Genomic DNA, 16,723 nt, shown 5'->3' with positions numbered 1-16,723 from the left:
TTCTCGCAAGTCAGAGCAGCTCAGTGGACGGCGGCGGAGGTTGATGCTCTGTCCGCCGTCACCATCCGGTCACGCCCGCGTGCTGAATCGGGCGGCCCAAGGAGAACCGCGTGACCGGCAGCCCCCGCTACGCCCTCTATTTCACGCCGAAGCCCGGTTCAGCCCTCGCCCGCTTCGGCAATGCCGTCCTCGGCTATGACAACCATACCGGCGCGGAGATCCCCCGTCCGGGTGGGTTGGCCGACCTTCCGGGCGTGACCGACTCGCCGCGGGTCTACGGCTTCCACGCCACCCTGAAGGCGCCGATGCGTTTGCGAACTGGCGCCACCGAGGCCGATCTTCTGGAGGCTGCCGCCACCCTGGCGGCGGATCATCCGCTGGTGTCGGTAGGTCCCTTGCAGGTCGCGACGCTCGGCGCCTTCACGGCCCTGATCCCGGTGGCCGCACCGCCGGAGCTCGGCCTGTTCGCCGCCGAATGCGTCGCCGCCTTCGAGCCGTTCCGCGCTCCCCTGACCGAGGCGGAGATCGTCCGCCGCAGGCCGGAGCGCCTGAGCCCCCGCGGTCGGGCGCTGCTGGCGGCCTGGGGCTACCCGCACGTCTTCGAGGAATTCCGCTTCCACATGACCCTCACCGACGCCCTGCCGGAGGCCGACCGTGCGCCCTGGCGCGAGCGCCTGGCGGCGGCCTATGGCGAGAGCGCGCCCCTCACCCTCGACGCCCTGTCGGTGCTGCGCCAAGACGTCCTGCCCGACGGCGGGGCAGGCCGGTTCCGGGTGGTGCAGCGCCTGTCCTTCGGAGGTTGATGCCATGGCCGGACAGCTTGGCCTGGAGCCCACCGTCGACCCGACCGCCAAGGTCCGGGACTGCCGTCTCGGCCGCTACACCGAAATCGGCCCGCGCACCCAGCTCGCCGAGACGAGTCTCGACGACTATTCCTATATCGGCAACGACGGTGAGGTGATCTACACCACGATCGGCAAGTTCTGCTCGATCGCCGCGATGGTGCGGATCAATCCGGGCAACCACCCGATGGAACGGGCCTCGCAGAGCCACTTCACCTACCGCGCCGCCTCGTACTGGCCGCAAGAAGAGAACGAGCCGGCTTTCTTCGACCGGCGCCGGGCCTTGCCCGTCACGATCGGCCACGACGTCTGGATCGGCCACGGCGTCGTGGTGCTGCCGGGGCGCAGCATCGGCACCGGGGCGGTGGTCGGCGCGGGCGCCATCGTCACCCGGGACGTCGCGCCCTACACCATCGTGGTCGGCAACCCGGCTCAGCCCGTGCGCCGCCGCTTCGGCGAGGCGGTGTCCGAGCGCCTGTTGCAACTCGCCTGGTGGGACTGGGACCACGACCGGTTGCGCGCCGCGCTCCCGGATTTTCGCCAGCTTCCGATCGAAGCCTTCCTTGATAAGTACGCCGGCTAAGCACTGACGAACTGTCATCCGGCTGTCGCTTAACGGGCGTTTACGTTCGCCGAACAGTGGAGTCGGGCGAACGGATGCTGGTTGTCGAGAATCTCACGCGTCAATACGGGGCCCGCCGGGCCGTGGACGGGGTCAGCCTGTCCATCGAGCGCGGCAGCTTCGTCGGCGTGATCGGGCGCTCGGGCGCCGGCAAGTCGACCCTGCTGCGCATGCTCAACCGCCTCGCCGATCCGACGGGCGGGCGCATCCTCTACGACGGCACCGACGTGACGGCCTTGCGCGGCGGCGCCCTTCGCGCGTGGCGCGCCCGCTGCGCGATGATCTTCCAGCAGTTCAACCTCGTCGGCCGCCTCGACGTGATGACGAACGTGCTGATGGGCCGGCTCAACCAGGTGCCGGCCCACCGCTCGCTCCTGAAATTGTGGAGCGAGGAGGACAAGGCGCTGGCCCTCGCCGCGCTCGAGAATTTCGACATGGGGGCCTTCGCCGCCAACCGGGCCGACCAACTCTCCGGCGGCCAGCAGCAGCGCGTCGCCATCGCCCGCGCCCTGGTGCAGGAGCCGGAGATCATCCTGGCCGACGAGCCGGTGGCCTCCCTCGACCCGCGCAACACCCGCCTGGTGATGGACGCGCTCGCCGACGCCAACAAGCGCTACGGCATCACCGTGTTGTGCAACCTGCACTCCCTCGACCTCGCCCGCGCCTATTGCGACCGGCTGATCGGCCTCTCGGCCGGCCGGGTGGTGTTCGACGGTCGCGGCTTCGACCTCACCGAGGACGTCGCCCGCACCCTCTACGGCCTCGAGGCCGGCGAGGTGATGGACCGCGGCGAGCCCGAGACGCTGCCGATGCCGGTGCGGGCGCCTGTCCGCCATGCCGAGGCGCTGAGCGCCTGAGATTTTTTTCGTTCCGAGAAGGACTCGATCGATGCTGAACCGTCGCACCCTCGTGGGCGCCGCTGCCCTGCTGCTCGCCGCCGGCCCCGCCTTCGCGCAGGATTGGAAGGCGAAATATCCCGAGCTGACGCTGGGCGTGATCCCGGCCGAGAACGCGTCGGGCACCGTCGACCGCTGGACCCCGCTCACCGCCTATCTCACCAAGGAACTCGGCGTTCCGGTGAAGCTGCGGGTCGCGAATGATTACGCCGCGGTGATCGAGGGCCAGCGGGCCGGCAACATCCAGATCGCCTTCTACGGCCCGGCCTCCTTCGCCCGCGCCGCCATCACCGGCGTGAAGCTCGAGCCGCTGGTCAACCAGAAGCACGAGACCGGCGTGTCGGGCTATTACTCGGTGATCTACGTGCGGGCCGACAGCCCGTACAAGTCGATTGAGGACCTGAAGGGCAAGAGCCTGGCGCTGGTCGATCCGAACTCGACCTCCGGCAACCAGGCCCCGCGCTTCTTCCTGCACAAGGCCGGTCACGACGTCGACAAGTTCTTCGGCAAGACCTTCTACGCCGGCAGCCACGAGAACGCCGTGCTGGCGCTGGCCCAGGGCACGGCCGACGCCGCCGCCAATTTCTGGAACTCCGACACCGACAGCAACCTGACCCGGATGCTCACCAAGGGCATGGTGAAGAACGCCGACGGCACGCCGATGAAGCAGTCGGATTTCCGCGTCGTCTTCAAGTCCGAGTTCCTGCCCGAGGGGCCCTTCGCGGTCCTCGCCAGCCTGCCGGACGACCTGAAGCAGACAATCCGCCAGGCCTTCATCGACTTCCCGACCAAGGACAAGGCCGCCTTCGACAAACTCTCCAACGGCAAGGACCTCGGCCTCACCCCGGTGACGCTGAAGGACTACCAGCCGATCATCGAGATGCTCCGCCACAACGACGAGCAGCGCAAGCGGTCGTGACGCACGGGTCTTCTCCTCTCCCCGCGGGCGGGGAGAGGGCCGAACCTCCGTTCAGGAGGTGAGGCGAGCCCGCAGGGCGAGGGTGAGGGGGTGTTTCCGGATGAGACTCCTCCGGAAACACCCCCTCACCCTCGCTTCGGCTGCGCCTCCGCTAGCTCCGTCGACGACAAGGTCGCCGGAGCCCTCTCCCCGCCCGCGGGGAGAGGGGACACCCGCGCTCGACTGTCTCGCTGGATGCCCTCCCGACGTGAGGGCGCCGATCCGGCACCGGAGACCCAAAACCCCGTGACCGTCCGCATCGAGACACTACCGCCCGAGCGCGAGAACACCCTGCTCGCCGCCTATTCCGGCGCCGTCGCCTCGGCGCGCCGACGCAACCTGGCGGTCTTCGTCGTCATCGTGGCCCTGTACCTGCTCGCCGGCTGGATGGCCGAGGTGCGGCCGCTCACCTTCCTCGACAACATCCAGAACTTCACCGCCTATCTCGGCCAGATCCTGCCGCCGCTGACCCTCGCCAACCTGCCGGCGGATGTCGCGGCCTGGTACTGGGGCCTGCCGAAATGGCTCGCGCTCCTGGGCGAGACGATCCTGATGGCCTATCTCGGCACGCTGTTCGGCGGCATCGCGGCGTTTGGCCTGTGCTTCCTCGCCTCGGCCAACCTGGTGCGGTCCCCGGCAATCCGCTTCTGCGCCCGCCGCTTCCTGGAAGTGTGCCGCACGGTGCCCGAGGTGGTGTTCGCACTGATCTTCGTCATCGCCTTCGGGCTCGGGCCGATGGTCGGCGTGCTGGCGCTCGCCATCCACACCACCGGCGCGCTCGGCAAGCTCTTCTCCGAGGTGGTCGAGAACATCGACATGAAACCGGTCGAGGGGCTGACCGGCACCGGGGCGGGCTTCCTCGAGACCGTGCGCTTCGCGGTGGTGCCGCAGGTGCTCTCCAACTTCGCCTCCTACGCGCTCCTGCGCTTCGAGATCAACGTGCGGGGCGCGGGCGTGATGGGCTTCGTCGGGGCCGGCGGCATCGGCCAGGAATTCCTGGTGGCGATCCGCAACTTCTACTATTCGGACGTGAGCGCGATCCTCGTCCTCATCATCCTCACCGTGGTGGCGATCGACCTCGCCACCGAGCGCTTGCGCCACCACCTCCTCGGCCGGGAGGCCCACGCGTGAGAAACCGCCCGCCCTCCGCCTTGCGCCAGGCCGCGCTCGCCGACCTCGACGGGTTGCGCGCCCGCCACCCGGCGGTCTTCCGGGCCGCGTGGTCGCGCCGCGCGGTCGTCATCGGCAGCCTCGCCCTGGTCGTCGGCCTCGCGGTGTTCGCGATGATGCGGCTCGATTTCTCGCTGCTGCGCATCCTCCACGGCCTGCATCGCTTAAGCGAGTTCGCCGGCATGATGCTGCCGCCTTCCGCGGAAGGGCGGTTCGGCCTGTTCCTGACCGCGTTGGGCGAGACCCTGGCGATCGCCTTCCTCGGCACCCTGACGGCGGCCTGCCTCGCCTTTCCGGTCGCCTTCCTCGCCGCCCGCAACGTGGTGCCCAATCCCTTCCTGCGCTTCGGGGTGCGCCGCGGCTTCGACGTGATCCGCTCCGTCGACGTGCTGATCTGGGCGCTGATCTGGATCAATGTCGTCGGCCTCGGGCCGTTCGCCGGGGCGCTCGCCATCGCCTGCTCGGATTTCGGGGCCTTCGGCAAGCTGTTCTCCGAAGCGATCGAGACCGCCGACCGCAAGGCGCCGGAGGGCGTGACCGCGTCCGGCGGCTCCCGGCTGCACCGGGTGCGGTTCGGCCTGGTGCCGGCGGTGCTGCCGGTGCTGGCAAGCCAGGTGCTGTACTTCTTCGAGTCGAACACCCGCTCGGCCACCATCATCGGCATCGTCGGGGCGGGCGGCATCGGCCAGTACCTCACCGAGCTGATCCGGGTGCTGGAGATGCAGCAGGTCGCCTTCCTGGTGCTGATGATCCTCGTCACCGTGGCGCTGATCGACCTCGTCTCGGCCCGCCTGCGCCGGGCGATCATCGGCGGCGCGGCGCACTGAGCCTTCGGGGTTAGAGGCCTGATTCCACCGCGTTTTCGCGAGTGCGAAGGGTTGCGAAAGCCTCGCGCGGCGCGAGTGTCTTCCGCATTGTCTTCTCCCCGGGCGCGCGCCTATAAGCCGGCTGTCTCACGCAAGGCCTTGCGGCGTCGAGAGCCCCGCCGGGCGCTCTCCGCGCGCAAGGATCAACCAATCCGCCGGGGAGCACCATGGCCGGGCATTCACAGTTCAAGAACATCATGCACCGCAAGGGCCGCGTCGACGCGGTCCGCTCGAAGGTGTTTTCCAAGCTCGCCCGAGAGATCACCGTCGCGGCCAAGCTCGGCACGCCCGACCCGTCGATGAACCCGCGCCTGCGCGCCGCGATTCTCGCGGCCCGGGCCGAGAACATGCCCAAGGACAACATCGAGCGCGCCATCAAGAAGGCGGCCGGGGGCGACGCGGAGAATTACGAGGAGGTCCGCTACGAGGGCTACGGCCCCGGCGGCGCCGCGCTCATCGTCGAGGCGCAGACCGACAACCGCAACCGCACGGCGAGCGACGTGCGCTCGGCCTTCACCAAGTCCGGCGGCAGCCTCGCCGAGACCGGCGCCGTGTCGTTCATGTTCGACCATGTCGGCCTCGTCGCCTTCGACGCCAAGGTGGCCGATGCCGACACGATGCTGGAAGCCGCCATCGAGGCCGGCGCCGACGACGTGAAGTCCGACGAGAGCGGCCATGAGGTCACCTGCGAGCAGGGGTCCCTCGGCGAGGTCGCCAAGACCCTGGAGGCCCGCTTCGGCGAGCCCCGCCGCACCGCCCTGATCTGGCGCGCCCAGAATACCGTCGACGTCGACGACGAGACCGCCGAGAAGCTGATCCGCCTCGTCGAGACCATCGAGGACCAGGACGACGTGCAGAACGTCTTCGTGAATTTTGCCGTTTCCGACGCGATGCTGGCGAAGATGCAGGGGTGAGATCCTGTTCGCATTGAGTACAAGCTAGCAGGATTTCTTCTGTTATCCATGGGCTCGTCGGCGCGGTCGGGATCATGAAATCCATAGGGGCGCGGGTTTTCTCCTCTCCCCGCGGGCGGGGAGAGGGCCGATCCCCCGTTCAGGGGGAGCGGCGAGCCCGTAGGGCGAGGGTGAGGGGGTATTTCCGGAGAAGCCTCCCTCGTCGAGACCCCCTCACCCTCGCTCCGGCTTCGCCTCCGCTTGCCGTGTCTCCTGAACGTCGACACGGCCCTCTCCCCGCCCGCGGGGAGAGGAGAGGACCTGCGCCATCCTTGTGCCCGACTGCCCCTTGAGATGACGCGGAGGGTGTCTCTTCTGCTGAGGTGAGCGAACTTCCGGCTCCAGCGGCCGCAGCTCACCCCGGCAGCCGCAGCCTTGCCCGCAAGCCACCGATCGCCGACCGGTCGAGTTCCAGCCCGCCGCCATAGAGCTCCGCGAGTTCCGTCGTGATGGCGAGCCCGAAGCCGTGGCCCGGCACGGTCTCGTCGAGGCGCCGGCCGCGCTGCGCCACCGCCGCCAGCGCCTCCGGCCCGAGGCCGGGGCCATCATCCTCGATCGCCACCACCACGTCGCCGCCGGAGCCTTCCGCCGATACCCGCACCGCGCGGGTACACCAGGTGCAGGCATTGTCGACCAGGTTGCCCAGCATCTCGTCGAGATCCTGCGGGTCGCAGGCCGCGGCGAGGCCGGGCGGGACCGCGCAGGTCACCCGTACGCCCTTCTCGGCGTGCAGCCGCTCCAGGGCCGCAGCGAGATCGGTGACCGGACCGGCCAGTTCCGTGCGCAGCCGCGTCGCCCCGGTCAGCGCGGCGCTGCGGGCCCGGCGCAGGTGATGGCGCACGGAGCGGTCGAGGTGGGCCGCCAACTGCGACAGCCGCCCGTCCGGGTCGCGGCCGGGCTCGGACAGGGCGAGCGACAGCGTGGCGAGCGGCGTCTTCAGGCCATGGGCGAGGTTCGCCACATGGGTGCGGGCCTGGGCGAGCTGCGCCGCGTTCTGGTCGAGGAGGGCGTTGATCTCGGCGGCGAGCGGCCGGACCTCGACGGGCTGGGAATCCGGCACCCGCTCGCGCCGGCCTGCCCGCACCGCCTCCAGCTCCTGCCGCAATCGGTCGAGGGGACGAAGCCCCAGGCGAACCTGTGCCACGCCGGCGGCCGCCAGAACCAGCCCCAGCACCGCCAGGCAGGCGGCGAGGCTCAAGCCCGCCTCCCGGAGCGGGCCGTTCAGGGCCGCGCGGGGGGCGCTCGCCGCCACCACGGTTCCGTCCGGCAGCGTCAGGATGCGCAGGATCAGGGCCTGTCCCTGCGGGCCGGTGCCGTCCGCCGGGCGGGGTCCTTCCTCGTCCTCAGGCAGCGCCGGAACGGTCAGGCTGCGCTCCCCGAGGGAGGCGGAGCGCAGGACCGTGCCGCCGCGCTGCACCTGCCAGGTCCAGCCCGAGCCCGGCCGGTCGAAGGGCGGCGCGTCGAGGTCGCGGGAGAGATGTAAATCGGGGCCGGGCTCCAGCCCCGAGACCAGGGCGACGATCTGCGCATCGAGCCGGGAATCGATCTGCCCCCGCACGAACCGGGCGAGGATCAGCGCGATGGCGATTCCCGCCACGACCAGCGCGGTCGCGCCCAGCGCCAGCGCCCCGAGGAGCAGGCGCCGACGCAGGGAACCGATCTGGCCGAGCCCGATCACGCCGCCTCGCCCGCGGTGAGCCGGTAGCCGTGGCCGCGTACGGTCTCGATCCGGGCCGGGGCGATCTTGCGGCGCAACCGCGTGATGATGACCTCGACCGAGTTCGAATCGACCTCCGCGTCGCCCTCGTAGACCCGTTCCATCAGCTCGCCCCGCGGCACCACTCCGTCGCGGCGCAGGATCAGGCAGGACAGCACGCGCCATTCGAGCCCGGTGAGCTTGAGCGGCAGCCCGTCACGGGTGAAGGCGCCGAGGCCGGGATCGAAGCTGATGGGACCGCAGGTCACGATGGTCGCCCCATGGGCGGCGGCGCGGCGCACCAGGGCGCGCAAGCGGATCACCAGCTCCTCGACCCGGAACGGCTTCACCAGGTAGTCGTCGGCCCCGGCCTTGAAGCCCGCCACCTTGTCGCTCCAGGCGTCCCGCGCGGTGAGGATCAGCACCGGCAGGGTTCGGCCGGCGGCCCGCCAGCCCTGCAGGACCGAAATCCCGTCGCGCTTCGGCAGGCCGAGATCGAGCACCGCCGCGTCGTAGGTCTCGGTGTCGCCGAGATGCGCGCCGTCCTCGCCGTCATGGGCGTGGTCGACGGCGCAGTTCTCGGCGCGCAGGACCCGCAGGATCTCGGCGGCGAGCGCCGCATCGTCCTCGACGAGCAGGAGCTTCATGAGCGGTCGAACCCGGGTGGCACAAGCGGATTCCGCCGTAGTCCCGGCGGTTTAACCGAACCTGAACGGCCGGGTTCAGGCCCGGTTCCCGGGGCCTGACGTAGAAGAGCGCCAACCCGGACAGGGCCTCATCACACGGGAACGACAGACATGACCGACCGCACCACCATCGAGGGCAAGGCCACCGAGATCGAGACCAGCACGGTCGAAACCTCGAAGACCGACGCCGTCACCCCGCGCGCCAAGCCCCGCCGCGGCCTCCTCGTCGGCGCCGTCGCGGTGCCGCTGGCCCTCGGCGCCGTCGGGCTCTCCCTCGCCCAGCCCGCCCAGACGCGGCTCACCCCCGTCGCCCCGGTCGCGGTGAGCGCGCTCCAGCCCTCCGGCGCCATCGCCGCCAAGGGCGAGGTCGCCGAGATCTTCGGGAACAAGTTCATCCTTCAGGACGGCACCGGCCGGGCGCTGGTCGAGACCGGCCGGTCCGGGGAGGGCGGCACCCTGGTGGCCAAGGGCGAGAGCGTCACGGTGCAGGGCCGGTTCGAGAACGGCTTCCTCCACGCCAGCGCGCTCACCCGGGCCGACGGCAAGACCGAAGCCCTCCGGCCGGTCGGCCCGCCCCCCGGCGGCCTCGACTGGGCCAAGGACAAGGTCGGGCTCGGGCCGAACGTGGACGTCCCGGCCCTCACCAGGGCGGTCACGGATGCCGGCTACTCGGACGTGCGCGTCGCCGGCCGCGGCCCGCGCCACCTCGACGTGGCGGCGAAGGGGCAGGACGGCAAGGAGCGGATGCTCCATGTCGGCTTCGATGGGCAGATCCGGGAGAAGCGGGTGTTCTGAGTCGTCGCGACCGGCTCGGCTCGACGAGGTCGGGCAGCATCGCTGAGGCGGGCTGTCCGGGGAAAGGTGTGGCGCGAGCTTTTCCTCTCCCCGCGGGCGGGGAGAGGGCTGCGAACCCCTTGTTGGGTTCGCAGCGAGCCCGCAGGGCGAGGGTGAGGGGGTGGTTCCGGAGAAGCCTCACTCGTCGAGACCCCCTCACCCTCGCTTCGGCTGCGCCTCCGCTTGCTGCCGACCCGACAAGGGGTCAGCAGCCCTCTCCCCGCCCGCGGGGAGAGGGGATTCCTGCGCCAGCGCAAGGGCTTATCGGCAGCGCCCGGTCGGAAGGAACAACCTCACAACGTCGCCAGCACGCCCCCATCTACGTAGAGAATCTGCCCGTTGACGAAGTCCGACGCCGCCGACGCCAGGAAGATCGCGGCGCCCTGCAACTCCTCCACCCGGCCCCAGCGCCCGGCCGGGGTCCGGTTCTTCAGCCAGGCATCGAATTCCGGATTCTCGATCAGAGCCTGGTTCAGGGGCGTCGCGAAATAACCCGGGCCGATGCCGTTCACCTGGAGGCCGTGGCGGGCCCAGTCGGTGCACATGCCCTTGGTCAGGTTCTTCACCGCGCCCTTCGAGGCGGTGTAGGGGGCGATCGAGTAGCGCGCCGCCTCGCTCTGGAGGCTGGCGATGTTGATGATCTTGCCGCGCTTGCGCGTGATCATGTGCCGGGCCACCGCCTGGCCGACATAGAACACGCTGTCGAGATTGACCCGCATCAGTTCGTGCCAGGTCTCGACGGGATAGTCTTCGAGCGGCGCGCGGCGCTGGATGCCGGCATTGTTGACGAGAATATCGAGGGCGCCGATCTCGGCCTCGATCCGGTCGACGCCCGCCTTCACCGCAACTGCGTCGGACACGTCGAAGGCCGCGGCTTGCGCCGTGATGCCCTCGTTGCGCAGCTCCGCCACGGCGCCGTCGAGCTTGGCCGCATCGCGCCCGTTCAGCACGATCGCCGCCCCTGCGCGGCCGAGGCCGAGCGCCAGCGACAGGCCGATGCCCTGGCTGGAGCCGGTCACCAGGGCGCGGCGGCCCGACAGATCGAACAAGGCGGTCGACACCGGCAAATCCCTCCCAGATGCGCCCCGCATCCGGCGGCCGTTCGGGGCCGATCCCGCGGTTGCGCTTATGCCCGAAGGGAAGCATGGTACCGATACCAACGCAAGCGGCATCGCGGCGCCGGAGAATCGGCAGCCAGAGAGCCCACCGGGAGGAGATTGGTGCCATGACGCTCGCCGCGCGCATCCACGCCGCCAAGGACCTGCGGATCGAGCCGATCTCGCTGCGCGAGCCGGAAGCCGACGAGGTCGTGGTGGCGCTCGGCGCCGGCGGCATCTGCGGCTCGGACCTGTCCTATTACGGCAAGGGCCGGGTCGGGGACTTTTCCTTGCGCGAGCCGATGGTGCTCGGCCACGAGGTCGCCGGCACGGTGACGCGGGTCGGCGCGGCGGTCGCAAGCGTCAGGCCCGGCGACCGGGTCGCGGTCGATCCGAGCCGGCCCTGCCTCTCCTGCGATTATTGCCGTGCCGGCCGCTCGAACCTGTGCCGCAACATGCGTTTCTTCGGCTCGGCGGCGATCTTCCCGCACGTCCAGGGCGGCTTCAGCGAACAGTTCCTGGCGCGTGCCGACCAGTGCGTGCCGATCCCCGATGCGATGCCGATGCGGGTCGCGGCCTGCGGCGAGCCGCTGGCGGTGGCGCTGCACGGAATCCGGCGCGCGGGCGAACTGCTCGGCCGCCACGTCCTCATCGCCGGGGCCGGGCCGATCGGCCTCCTGTGCCTGATGGCGGCGAAGCTCGCCGGCGCCCGCCGGATCGTCTGCACCGACCTGTCGGACGTGCCCCTCGCCATCGCCCGGGAGATCGGCGCCGCGGAGACCATCAACGTCGCCGCCGAGCCCGAGCGACTGGGATCTTACGAGGCCGACAAGGGCACGTTCGATGTCGCGCTGGAGGCGACCGGCGCGCCCTCGGCCCTGGCCTCGCTGTTCCGGGTGGTGCGGCCCGGCGGCCGGGTGGTGCAACTCGGCATGATGCCGCCGGGTGACGTCCCGGTGCCGGTCAACCTCCTGATGGCCCGCGAGATCGATTTCGTCGGCGCCTTCCGCTTCCACGAGGAGTACCGCACCGCCATCGCGCTGCTGGCCGCCGGCCGGATCGACGTCGCGCCGATCCTCTCGGCCGAGATGCCGATGTCGCGGGCCGACGAGGCCTTTGCCCTCGCCGCTGACCGTACCAAGGCGATCAAGGTCCACCTCGCCTTCTAGGCCGACTCTGCGCGGGCACGACCATGGCCGAGGACCAGGCACCGTTGCGCCGGGCGCCCTTGCGCCGGGCACCGACGATGCGCGACGTGTCGCGCCTCGCCGGCGTCTCGCCGATGACGGTCTCGCGCACCCTCAGCCAGGCCGCCCTCGTCTCGGAAGAGACGCGGGCGCGGGTGCTGGCGGCGGTGGAGCGGCTCGGCTACGTGCCGGATCGCGGGGCGGGGGGATTGTCGTCGCGGCGCACCGGCTTCGTCGCCCTGATCGTCCCCAGCCTGACCAACCCGAACTTCGCCGACACCGCCGCCGGCCTCACCCAGGCGATGCGCCCGCGCGGCTACCAGCCCCTGATCGGCGTCACCGGCTACTCGCTGGACGAGGAGGAAGTGGTCTTACGCGCGATGCTATCGCGCCGCCCGGACGCGATCGTGGTGTCGGGCATGCAGCATTCGCCCACGACCCGCGACCTTCTGGCCCGCGCCGGGGTGCCGGTGGTGGAGATCTGGGACCGCCCCGAGGCGCCGCTCGACCGGGCGGTGGGTTTCTCGAACTACGAGGTCGGCCGGCTCGCGGCGAAGACGCTGATGGACCTCGGTGCCACCCGCATCGCCGGGCTCGGGCCGGATCGGACCGGCGAGGTCCGCGACTTCCGCGGCGAGGAGCGCCTGAGGGGCCTGCGCGACGGCCTCGCCGAGGCCGGTCTCCCGGACGATCTGATCCTGCATCACGGACGGGCGGCGGGCGCCTTCGCCCACGGCGCCGAGGCGATGGCCGAGCTCCTGCGCCGCGGCGGCGCCGAGGCTTTGTTCCTCGTCTCCGACATCTCGGCCTTCGGCGCCGTGATGGAATGCCGGCGCCGCGGCATCCGGGTGCCGGAGGACGTGCAGATCCTCGGCTTCGGCGATTTCGAGATCGGCCGCCAATGCGTGCCGCGCCTCTCCACCATCGCGGTCGATGCCGCCGAGATCGGCTTGCGGACCGGTGGGTTGCTGCTCGGGCTCCTCGACGGGGGGGCTACGGCCCCGGCGGTGATCGATCTCGGGTTCCGGCTCGTCCTGCGGGAGAGCACGATCCGGCGGTGAGAATCAGGCCAGCCGCGGCGCCTGGGTCTGACGCTGCCGCAGCACCGGGGCGACGGCGTCCCGCTCGGTCTCCTCCCGCGTGTTGCGCGCGGGCCGCGCCAGCTCGACCGGCGGAAACAGGTCGTGCAGCCCGCGCGAGACGCCGGTGAGGACAGGAGCGAAGGTCCCGTTGAGCGCGGAGGGGGCCGCATCGACCTTGACGAATCGTGAGCTGGACATGTGCAGTGCAAACCCCGCGGTCAGGCTCAACGCGCTGCACCATGGTTTGGTTCACGACCTGCGTGCAGATGATGTGGGGAGCCCCTTCGGCGATGCGAGCGGGCGACATGACACGACCCGTCGGCGGCGAGGCGCCCGTCCCGTGGCGCTGCCAGGGATCGACGGCGTGTGTCAGTTCCGTGCCGTCGGGGCGATCAGCGTCTCGGTGGCACCGGCCGGGTCCATGCCGATGCGGCCCCAGCCCGGCAGCTTCAGGGCCGGGCGGCGCAGGTCGAGCCCCGCCACCGCCCCGAGGACGTTCACCTCGATCCCCTCGACCCAGCCGAGGGTGAGCCCGAGATAGCCCCTGCCCGAGAGCTGCAATCCGGTGCGGCTCGGGGTCCAGGCGACCACGTCCTCCGAAAAATCCTTGCCGAGGGCCGTCGGCGGCAGCGCCACGGCGAGCTCCGGCACCGCCCGCAGCACATGGGTCACGAAGGTGTTGGAGTTCGGCCCCGGCCAGGCGCTGTAGCTGCCGGCGGCCCGGTGCGGATAGGTCGCGACCGCGGCGCGGATCCGCGGCACGGCGCGCTCCGCCGCCTCGCCGTCGAGGGCCAGCACCACCTGCGGCGGGTTGCCGAACCAGCGCGCATCGGCCGCGTAGGCGTCGGTCCGCACCGGCAGGCCCCAGCCGACCACGTCGTAGCGGGTGTAGCGCGGGGCGCCCGCCTCCTTGACCACGATCCAGGTGTGGTGGGCGAAGATGCCCCGCCAGCGCCCGACCCGGGCGGCGTAGATCCGCACCTTCGCCTCCGGCGCGGCCGTTGCGGCGGGCAGGAGCCGGGCGCTCGACCAGTCGGCGGTGGACCAGTCGGGAGCGACGTCGTCGCGGCTCCACCACCACAGGGCGTGGGCGGCGAGCGGCAGCAGGAACAGGATGACGAGGGCGAGCACCAGGGTGCGCGCCAGCCAGGCCAGGGCGAGAAGCATGACCGCAAGATGGCGCTGCGAGCGTGGCCGCGCAACCGGCGTGGCGATCCGCCGTTCATCCGCGAACCGGAGCCGCACGAGACCGTTGTCGGCAAAGAGATGAACTGTGACGGGTACGGGAGGGCGTGATGGCCGAGGTGAAACGGGTGCTGGATGCCCTGGTGCGCAGTCGCCGCGGCGGGCTCGCGGCCTCCGCCGCCCTCGGTGGGCTGGCGCTCATCGCCGGGCTTGCCCTGCGGGCGACGCAAGCGGAGGCGCCGGCCGCGCAACCGTCGTCGAAGTCCCCCGCGACCCCCTTCGAGGCCGGCGCGCTCAGCGACGACGAGGCGACGCTCTGCCTGCGCATCATGGTGGCGGCCTCGGCCGCCGACGGGGTGATCGATGCTCGCGAGCGCGAGCGGCTCGACGCGGCGGTCGCCGAATCCGGCCTCGACCTCGCCGGCCGGCAATGGCTCGCCCGCGAGCTGGAGGATCCGGCGACGATCGACGAGATCGCCGACCGGGTCCAGGATCCCGAATCGGGCGCCCGGGTCTACGCCGCGGCCCGCCTCGCCATCGACCCCGATACGATGCAGGAGCGCACCTTCCTGCGGATGCTGGCGGAGGCCCTCGACCTCGACGAGGGTGCGATCGCGCGGGTCGAATCCGGCCTCGCGGCCTGACCGGGGCGAGGCTTCCATGCACGCCGCAGGCCGGCAAGCCCTCGAACTGCTCGCCCGCCTCGGCTACGGCGCCCGCGGGGTCACCTACTGCCTCGTCGGCGGCCTCGCCCTGCTGGCGGCGATCGGCGTCGGCGGGCAGACGGGGGGCAGCCGCAGCGCACTCCTGATCCTGCTGGAGCGGCCCTTCGGCTGGATCCTGCTCGGGATCGTCGCCTTCGGCCTCGCCGCCTTCGCGCTCTGGCGGGTGGTCGAGGCGCTCACCGATGCCGACGGTTACGGCCGCTCGGCCAAGGGGCTGGCGACCCGGGCCGGCCACCTCGTCAGCGGCGTCACCTATGGCGGCCTCGGCGCCTCGATGATGCTGGCGGCCCTCGGGCGCGGCACCGCCCGCAAGGCGGAGGACCAGGGCGCGCGGGACTGGACCGCCTGGCTCCTGCAGCAGCCCTTCGGCCAGTGGCTCGTCGGCGCGGTCGGGCTGATCGTCATCGGCGCCGGCCTCGCCTTCGCGTGGAAGGCCTGGAAGGGCGACGTGTGCAAGCGCCTCTCCGTCCCTCACGATGCCCGCGATTGGGTGCGCCATCTCGGCCGCTTCGGCTATGCCGCGCGGGCGCTCACCTTCGGGCTGATCGGCGGCTTCCTGATCGCGGCGGCGCTCGCGAGCCGGTCGAGCGAGGTCAAGGGCCTCGGCGGCGCGCTCCAGGCCCTGCGGGGCGAGCCCTATGGCTGGGTGCTGCTCGGCCTCACCGCCGCCGGCCTCGCCGCCTTCGGGGTGTTCGGCCTCGTCCAGGCCCGCTACCGCCGCATCGACCCGCCGGACCTCGACGCGGCGCGCCGGGCGGTGGAAGATATCGCGCGATGAGAATCGGAGGAGATTGTCTTGGAGACGCCGCTACCGCTTCGCACCGAGTTCCTGTTCCGCATCGCCCTGACGGTCGGCGCGCCGCAAGCGATCGGCCCCTCCCGCGGCACCGACCTGCGGGTCGTGCCGGTGACCGGCGGCACCGTCTCAGGCCCGCGCCTCGACGCCGAGGTGCTGCCTGCTCCTGCCGGCGACTGGCTGCGGGTCGAGCCTGACGGCACGACGCATCTCGACGTGCGGCTCACGTTTCGGGCTTCGGGCGGCGGCCTCGTCTATTGCCAGTATTCCGGCCTGCGCGCCGGCCCGCCGGAGGTGCTGGCCCGCCTCGGCCGCGGCGAGGCGGTGACACCGGAGGCGTATTACTTCCGCACGGCGTTGCGCTTCGAGACCGGGGCGGAGGATCTGGCCTGGCTCAACCGGGTGGTCGCCGTGGGGGTGGGGCAGCGATTGCCGCAGGGGCCGGTTTATGATGTGTATGGCGTGATGTGATGCGGCTGAAGCCGGTAGAGGTGACACGGCTGTTCCCGGTACCGTGTATTGAGTTCCCGCAGCAATTATTGACACCCTCCGCGTCATCCCGGGGCCGCGCAGCGGAGCCCGGGATCCAGAACCGCAGGTCTTGCAGACGAAGCCGAGGCGTGTTCCGGGTTGCCGTTCTCAGCCTGACTATCTGAATTCCAGACTCCGCTGCCCGGCTTCGAAATGACATGTTGGAAAATGATCGATACGGTGAAGATATTTTTCGTTCTGCTCTCGGGATCTGTTGATCGATCCAACGACTTAATCCCACACACAACCTTATCCTGAGGTGTCAGGCCATCGGAGATGGACTGACCTCGAAGGAGACTCCATAAGTCGCTGCGATCGCTGGAGCCCTCCTTCGAGGTCAGTCGATCTGCGATCGACTAACACCTCAGGATGAGGTGGGAGGGTGGGATATTTCGTGCTCCCTCTCAGTTTTCGGCAGAGCAATCCACTCAGACAGACGCTCAGGCTCGGTCTGACGTGCTGGATATGGCCGTGCTGCACGTGGCAGAACGGACATCCTCATCACAGGCCAGCTGCGCGCACATGCGGGCGAAGGCTTCTGCGACAGGCATGAGTCGTCCCGCCTCGGCATCGGCGATGCCGCGAACAAGAGCGGCA

General features: G+C 70.7%; 18 protein-coding genes. 13 read left to right on the top strand and 5 right to left on the bottom strand.

Translation table 11 applies throughout. From position 1 onward, the window contains the following. Positions 1–110 precede the first annotated feature (110 nt). The 7 genes from AC3AOF_RS04995 (at position 111) to AC3AOF_RS04965 (ending at position 6,268) form a co-directional block, all read left to right on the top strand. The gene (locus AC3AOF_RS04995; RefSeq protein WP_488347845.1) at positions 111–803 is read left to right on the top strand and encodes a DUF1045 domain-containing protein; all 693 of its coding nucleotides are present in this window, start codon (positions 111–113) and stop codon (positions 801–803) included. A gap of 4 nt (positions 804–807) precedes the next feature. Further along, entirely contained in the window at positions 808–1,425 is a 618-nt protein-coding gene (locus tag AC3AOF_RS04990) for an LbetaH domain-containing protein (protein ID WP_488347844.1), read from the top strand. A 74-nt stretch (positions 1,426–1,499) separates the two neighbouring features. Next, positions 1,500–2,321, top strand: a complete 822-nt coding sequence (gene phnC, locus AC3AOF_RS04985; RefSeq protein ID WP_488347843.1) for a phosphonate ABC transporter ATP-binding protein — start codon at positions 1,500–1,502, stop codon at positions 2,319–2,321. Between the two features lie 31 nt (positions 2,322–2,352). After that, positions 2,353–3,279: a phosphonate ABC transporter substrate-binding protein gene (phnD, locus tag AC3AOF_RS04980; protein ID WP_488347842.1), complete on the top strand. Its 927-nt coding sequence runs from the start codon at positions 2,353–2,355 to the stop codon at positions 3,277–3,279. 285 nt (positions 3,280–3,564) lie between these two features. Further along, the gene (gene phnE, locus AC3AOF_RS04975; protein WP_236991829.1) at positions 3,565–4,449 is read left to right on the top strand and encodes a phosphonate ABC transporter, permease protein PhnE; all 885 of its coding nucleotides are present in this window, start codon (positions 3,565–3,567) and stop codon (positions 4,447–4,449) included. Next, positions 4,446–5,315, top strand: a complete 870-nt coding sequence (gene phnE / locus AC3AOF_RS04970; RefSeq protein ID WP_236991830.1) for a phosphonate ABC transporter, permease protein PhnE — start codon at positions 4,446–4,448, stop codon at positions 5,313–5,315. Before phnE (AC3AOF_RS04975) ends, phnE (AC3AOF_RS04970) begins: the two co-directional genes overlap by 4 nt. A 206-nt stretch (positions 5,316–5,521) precedes the next feature. Next, positions 5,522–6,268 (top strand): YebC/PmpR family DNA-binding transcriptional regulator, encoded by a 747-nt coding sequence (locus AC3AOF_RS04965; RefSeq protein ID WP_048453006.1) that lies wholly within the window; start codon positions 5,522–5,524, stop codon positions 6,266–6,268. Positions 6,269–6,662: 394 nt separating this feature from the next. Here the strand turns inward: AC3AOF_RS04965 and AC3AOF_RS04960 are convergent, their stop codons facing one another. After that, positions 6,663–7,985 (bottom strand): sensor histidine kinase, encoded by a 1,323-nt coding sequence (locus AC3AOF_RS04960; protein WP_488347841.1) that lies wholly within the window; start codon positions 7,983–7,985, stop codon positions 6,663–6,665. Continuing rightward, positions 7,982–8,650, bottom strand: a complete 669-nt coding sequence (locus AC3AOF_RS04955; protein ID WP_488347840.1) for a response regulator transcription factor — start codon at positions 8,648–8,650, stop codon at positions 7,982–7,984. The genes AC3AOF_RS04960 and AC3AOF_RS04955 overlap by 4 nt, the downstream gene beginning before the upstream one ends. A 150-nt stretch (positions 8,651–8,800) precedes the next feature. Between AC3AOF_RS04955 and AC3AOF_RS04950 the strand changes: the two genes are divergently transcribed. Next, a complete protein-coding gene (locus AC3AOF_RS04950; protein WP_488347839.1) occupies positions 8,801–9,484 on the top strand; it encodes a DNA-binding protein in 684 nt (227 codons plus the stop codon). A gap of 332 nt (positions 9,485–9,816) precedes the next feature. Here the strand turns inward: AC3AOF_RS04950 and AC3AOF_RS04945 are convergent, their stop codons facing one another. Then, complete coding sequence (locus AC3AOF_RS04945) at positions 9,817–10,584, bottom strand: SDR family oxidoreductase (protein ID WP_488347838.1); 768 nt, start codon at positions 10,582–10,584, stop codon at positions 9,817–9,819. A gap of 164 nt (positions 10,585–10,748) precedes the next feature. On the opposite strand from AC3AOF_RS04945, the gene AC3AOF_RS04940 reads away from it, so the two are divergent. Both AC3AOF_RS04940 and AC3AOF_RS04935 read left to right on the top strand, forming a co-directional pair. Continuing rightward, positions 10,749–11,789 carry an L-idonate 5-dehydrogenase gene (locus tag AC3AOF_RS04940; RefSeq protein ID WP_488347837.1) on the top strand — a complete coding sequence of 347 codons (1,041 nt, stop codon included), beginning with the start codon at positions 10,749–10,751 and terminating at the stop codon, positions 11,787–11,789. Positions 11,790–11,866: 77 nt separating this feature from the next. After that, the gene (locus AC3AOF_RS04935) at positions 11,867–12,868 is read left to right on the top strand and encodes a LacI family DNA-binding transcriptional regulator (protein WP_488348957.1); all 1,002 of its coding nucleotides are present in this window, start codon (positions 11,867–11,869) and stop codon (positions 12,866–12,868) included. Positions 12,869–12,871: 3 nt separating this feature from the next. Here AC3AOF_RS04935 and AC3AOF_RS04930 read toward each other — a convergent pair whose 3' ends face one another. Beyond that, the gene (locus tag AC3AOF_RS04930; protein WP_488347836.1) at positions 12,872–13,087 is read right to left on the bottom strand and encodes a hypothetical protein; all 216 of its coding nucleotides are present in this window, start codon (positions 13,085–13,087) and stop codon (positions 12,872–12,874) included. Between the two features lie 171 nt (positions 13,088–13,258). Then, positions 13,259–14,056: a DUF3750 domain-containing protein gene (locus AC3AOF_RS04925; RefSeq protein ID WP_236991837.1), complete on the bottom strand. Its 798-nt coding sequence runs from the start codon at positions 14,054–14,056 to the stop codon at positions 13,259–13,261. A 128-nt stretch (positions 14,057–14,184) separates the two neighbouring features. On the opposite strand from AC3AOF_RS04925, the gene AC3AOF_RS04920 reads away from it, so the two are divergent. Genes AC3AOF_RS04920 through AC3AOF_RS04910 form a run of 3 tightly spaced genes read left to right on the top strand, consistent with a single transcriptional unit; the run spans position 14,185 to position 16,066 of the window. Beyond that, positions 14,185–14,718 carry a tellurite resistance TerB family protein gene (locus tag AC3AOF_RS04920; RefSeq protein ID WP_488347835.1) on the top strand — a complete coding sequence of 178 codons (534 nt, stop codon included), beginning with the start codon at positions 14,185–14,187 and terminating at the stop codon, positions 14,716–14,718. A 16-nt stretch (positions 14,719–14,734) separates the two neighbouring features. After that, positions 14,735–15,577 carry a DUF1206 domain-containing protein gene (locus AC3AOF_RS04915; RefSeq protein WP_488347834.1) on the top strand — a complete coding sequence of 281 codons (843 nt, stop codon included), beginning with the start codon at positions 14,735–14,737 and terminating at the stop codon, positions 15,575–15,577. An 18-nt stretch (positions 15,578–15,595) separates the two neighbouring features. After that, a complete protein-coding gene (locus AC3AOF_RS04910) occupies positions 15,596–16,066 on the top strand; it encodes a DUF3237 domain-containing protein (protein ID WP_488347833.1) in 471 nt (156 codons plus the stop codon). Positions 16,067–16,723 lie beyond the last annotated feature (657 nt).

The sequence above is a fragment of the Methylobacterium sp. 142-1Y genome (assembly GCF_057747795.1).
This window is presented reverse-complemented; position numbering and strand designations above follow the sequence as displayed.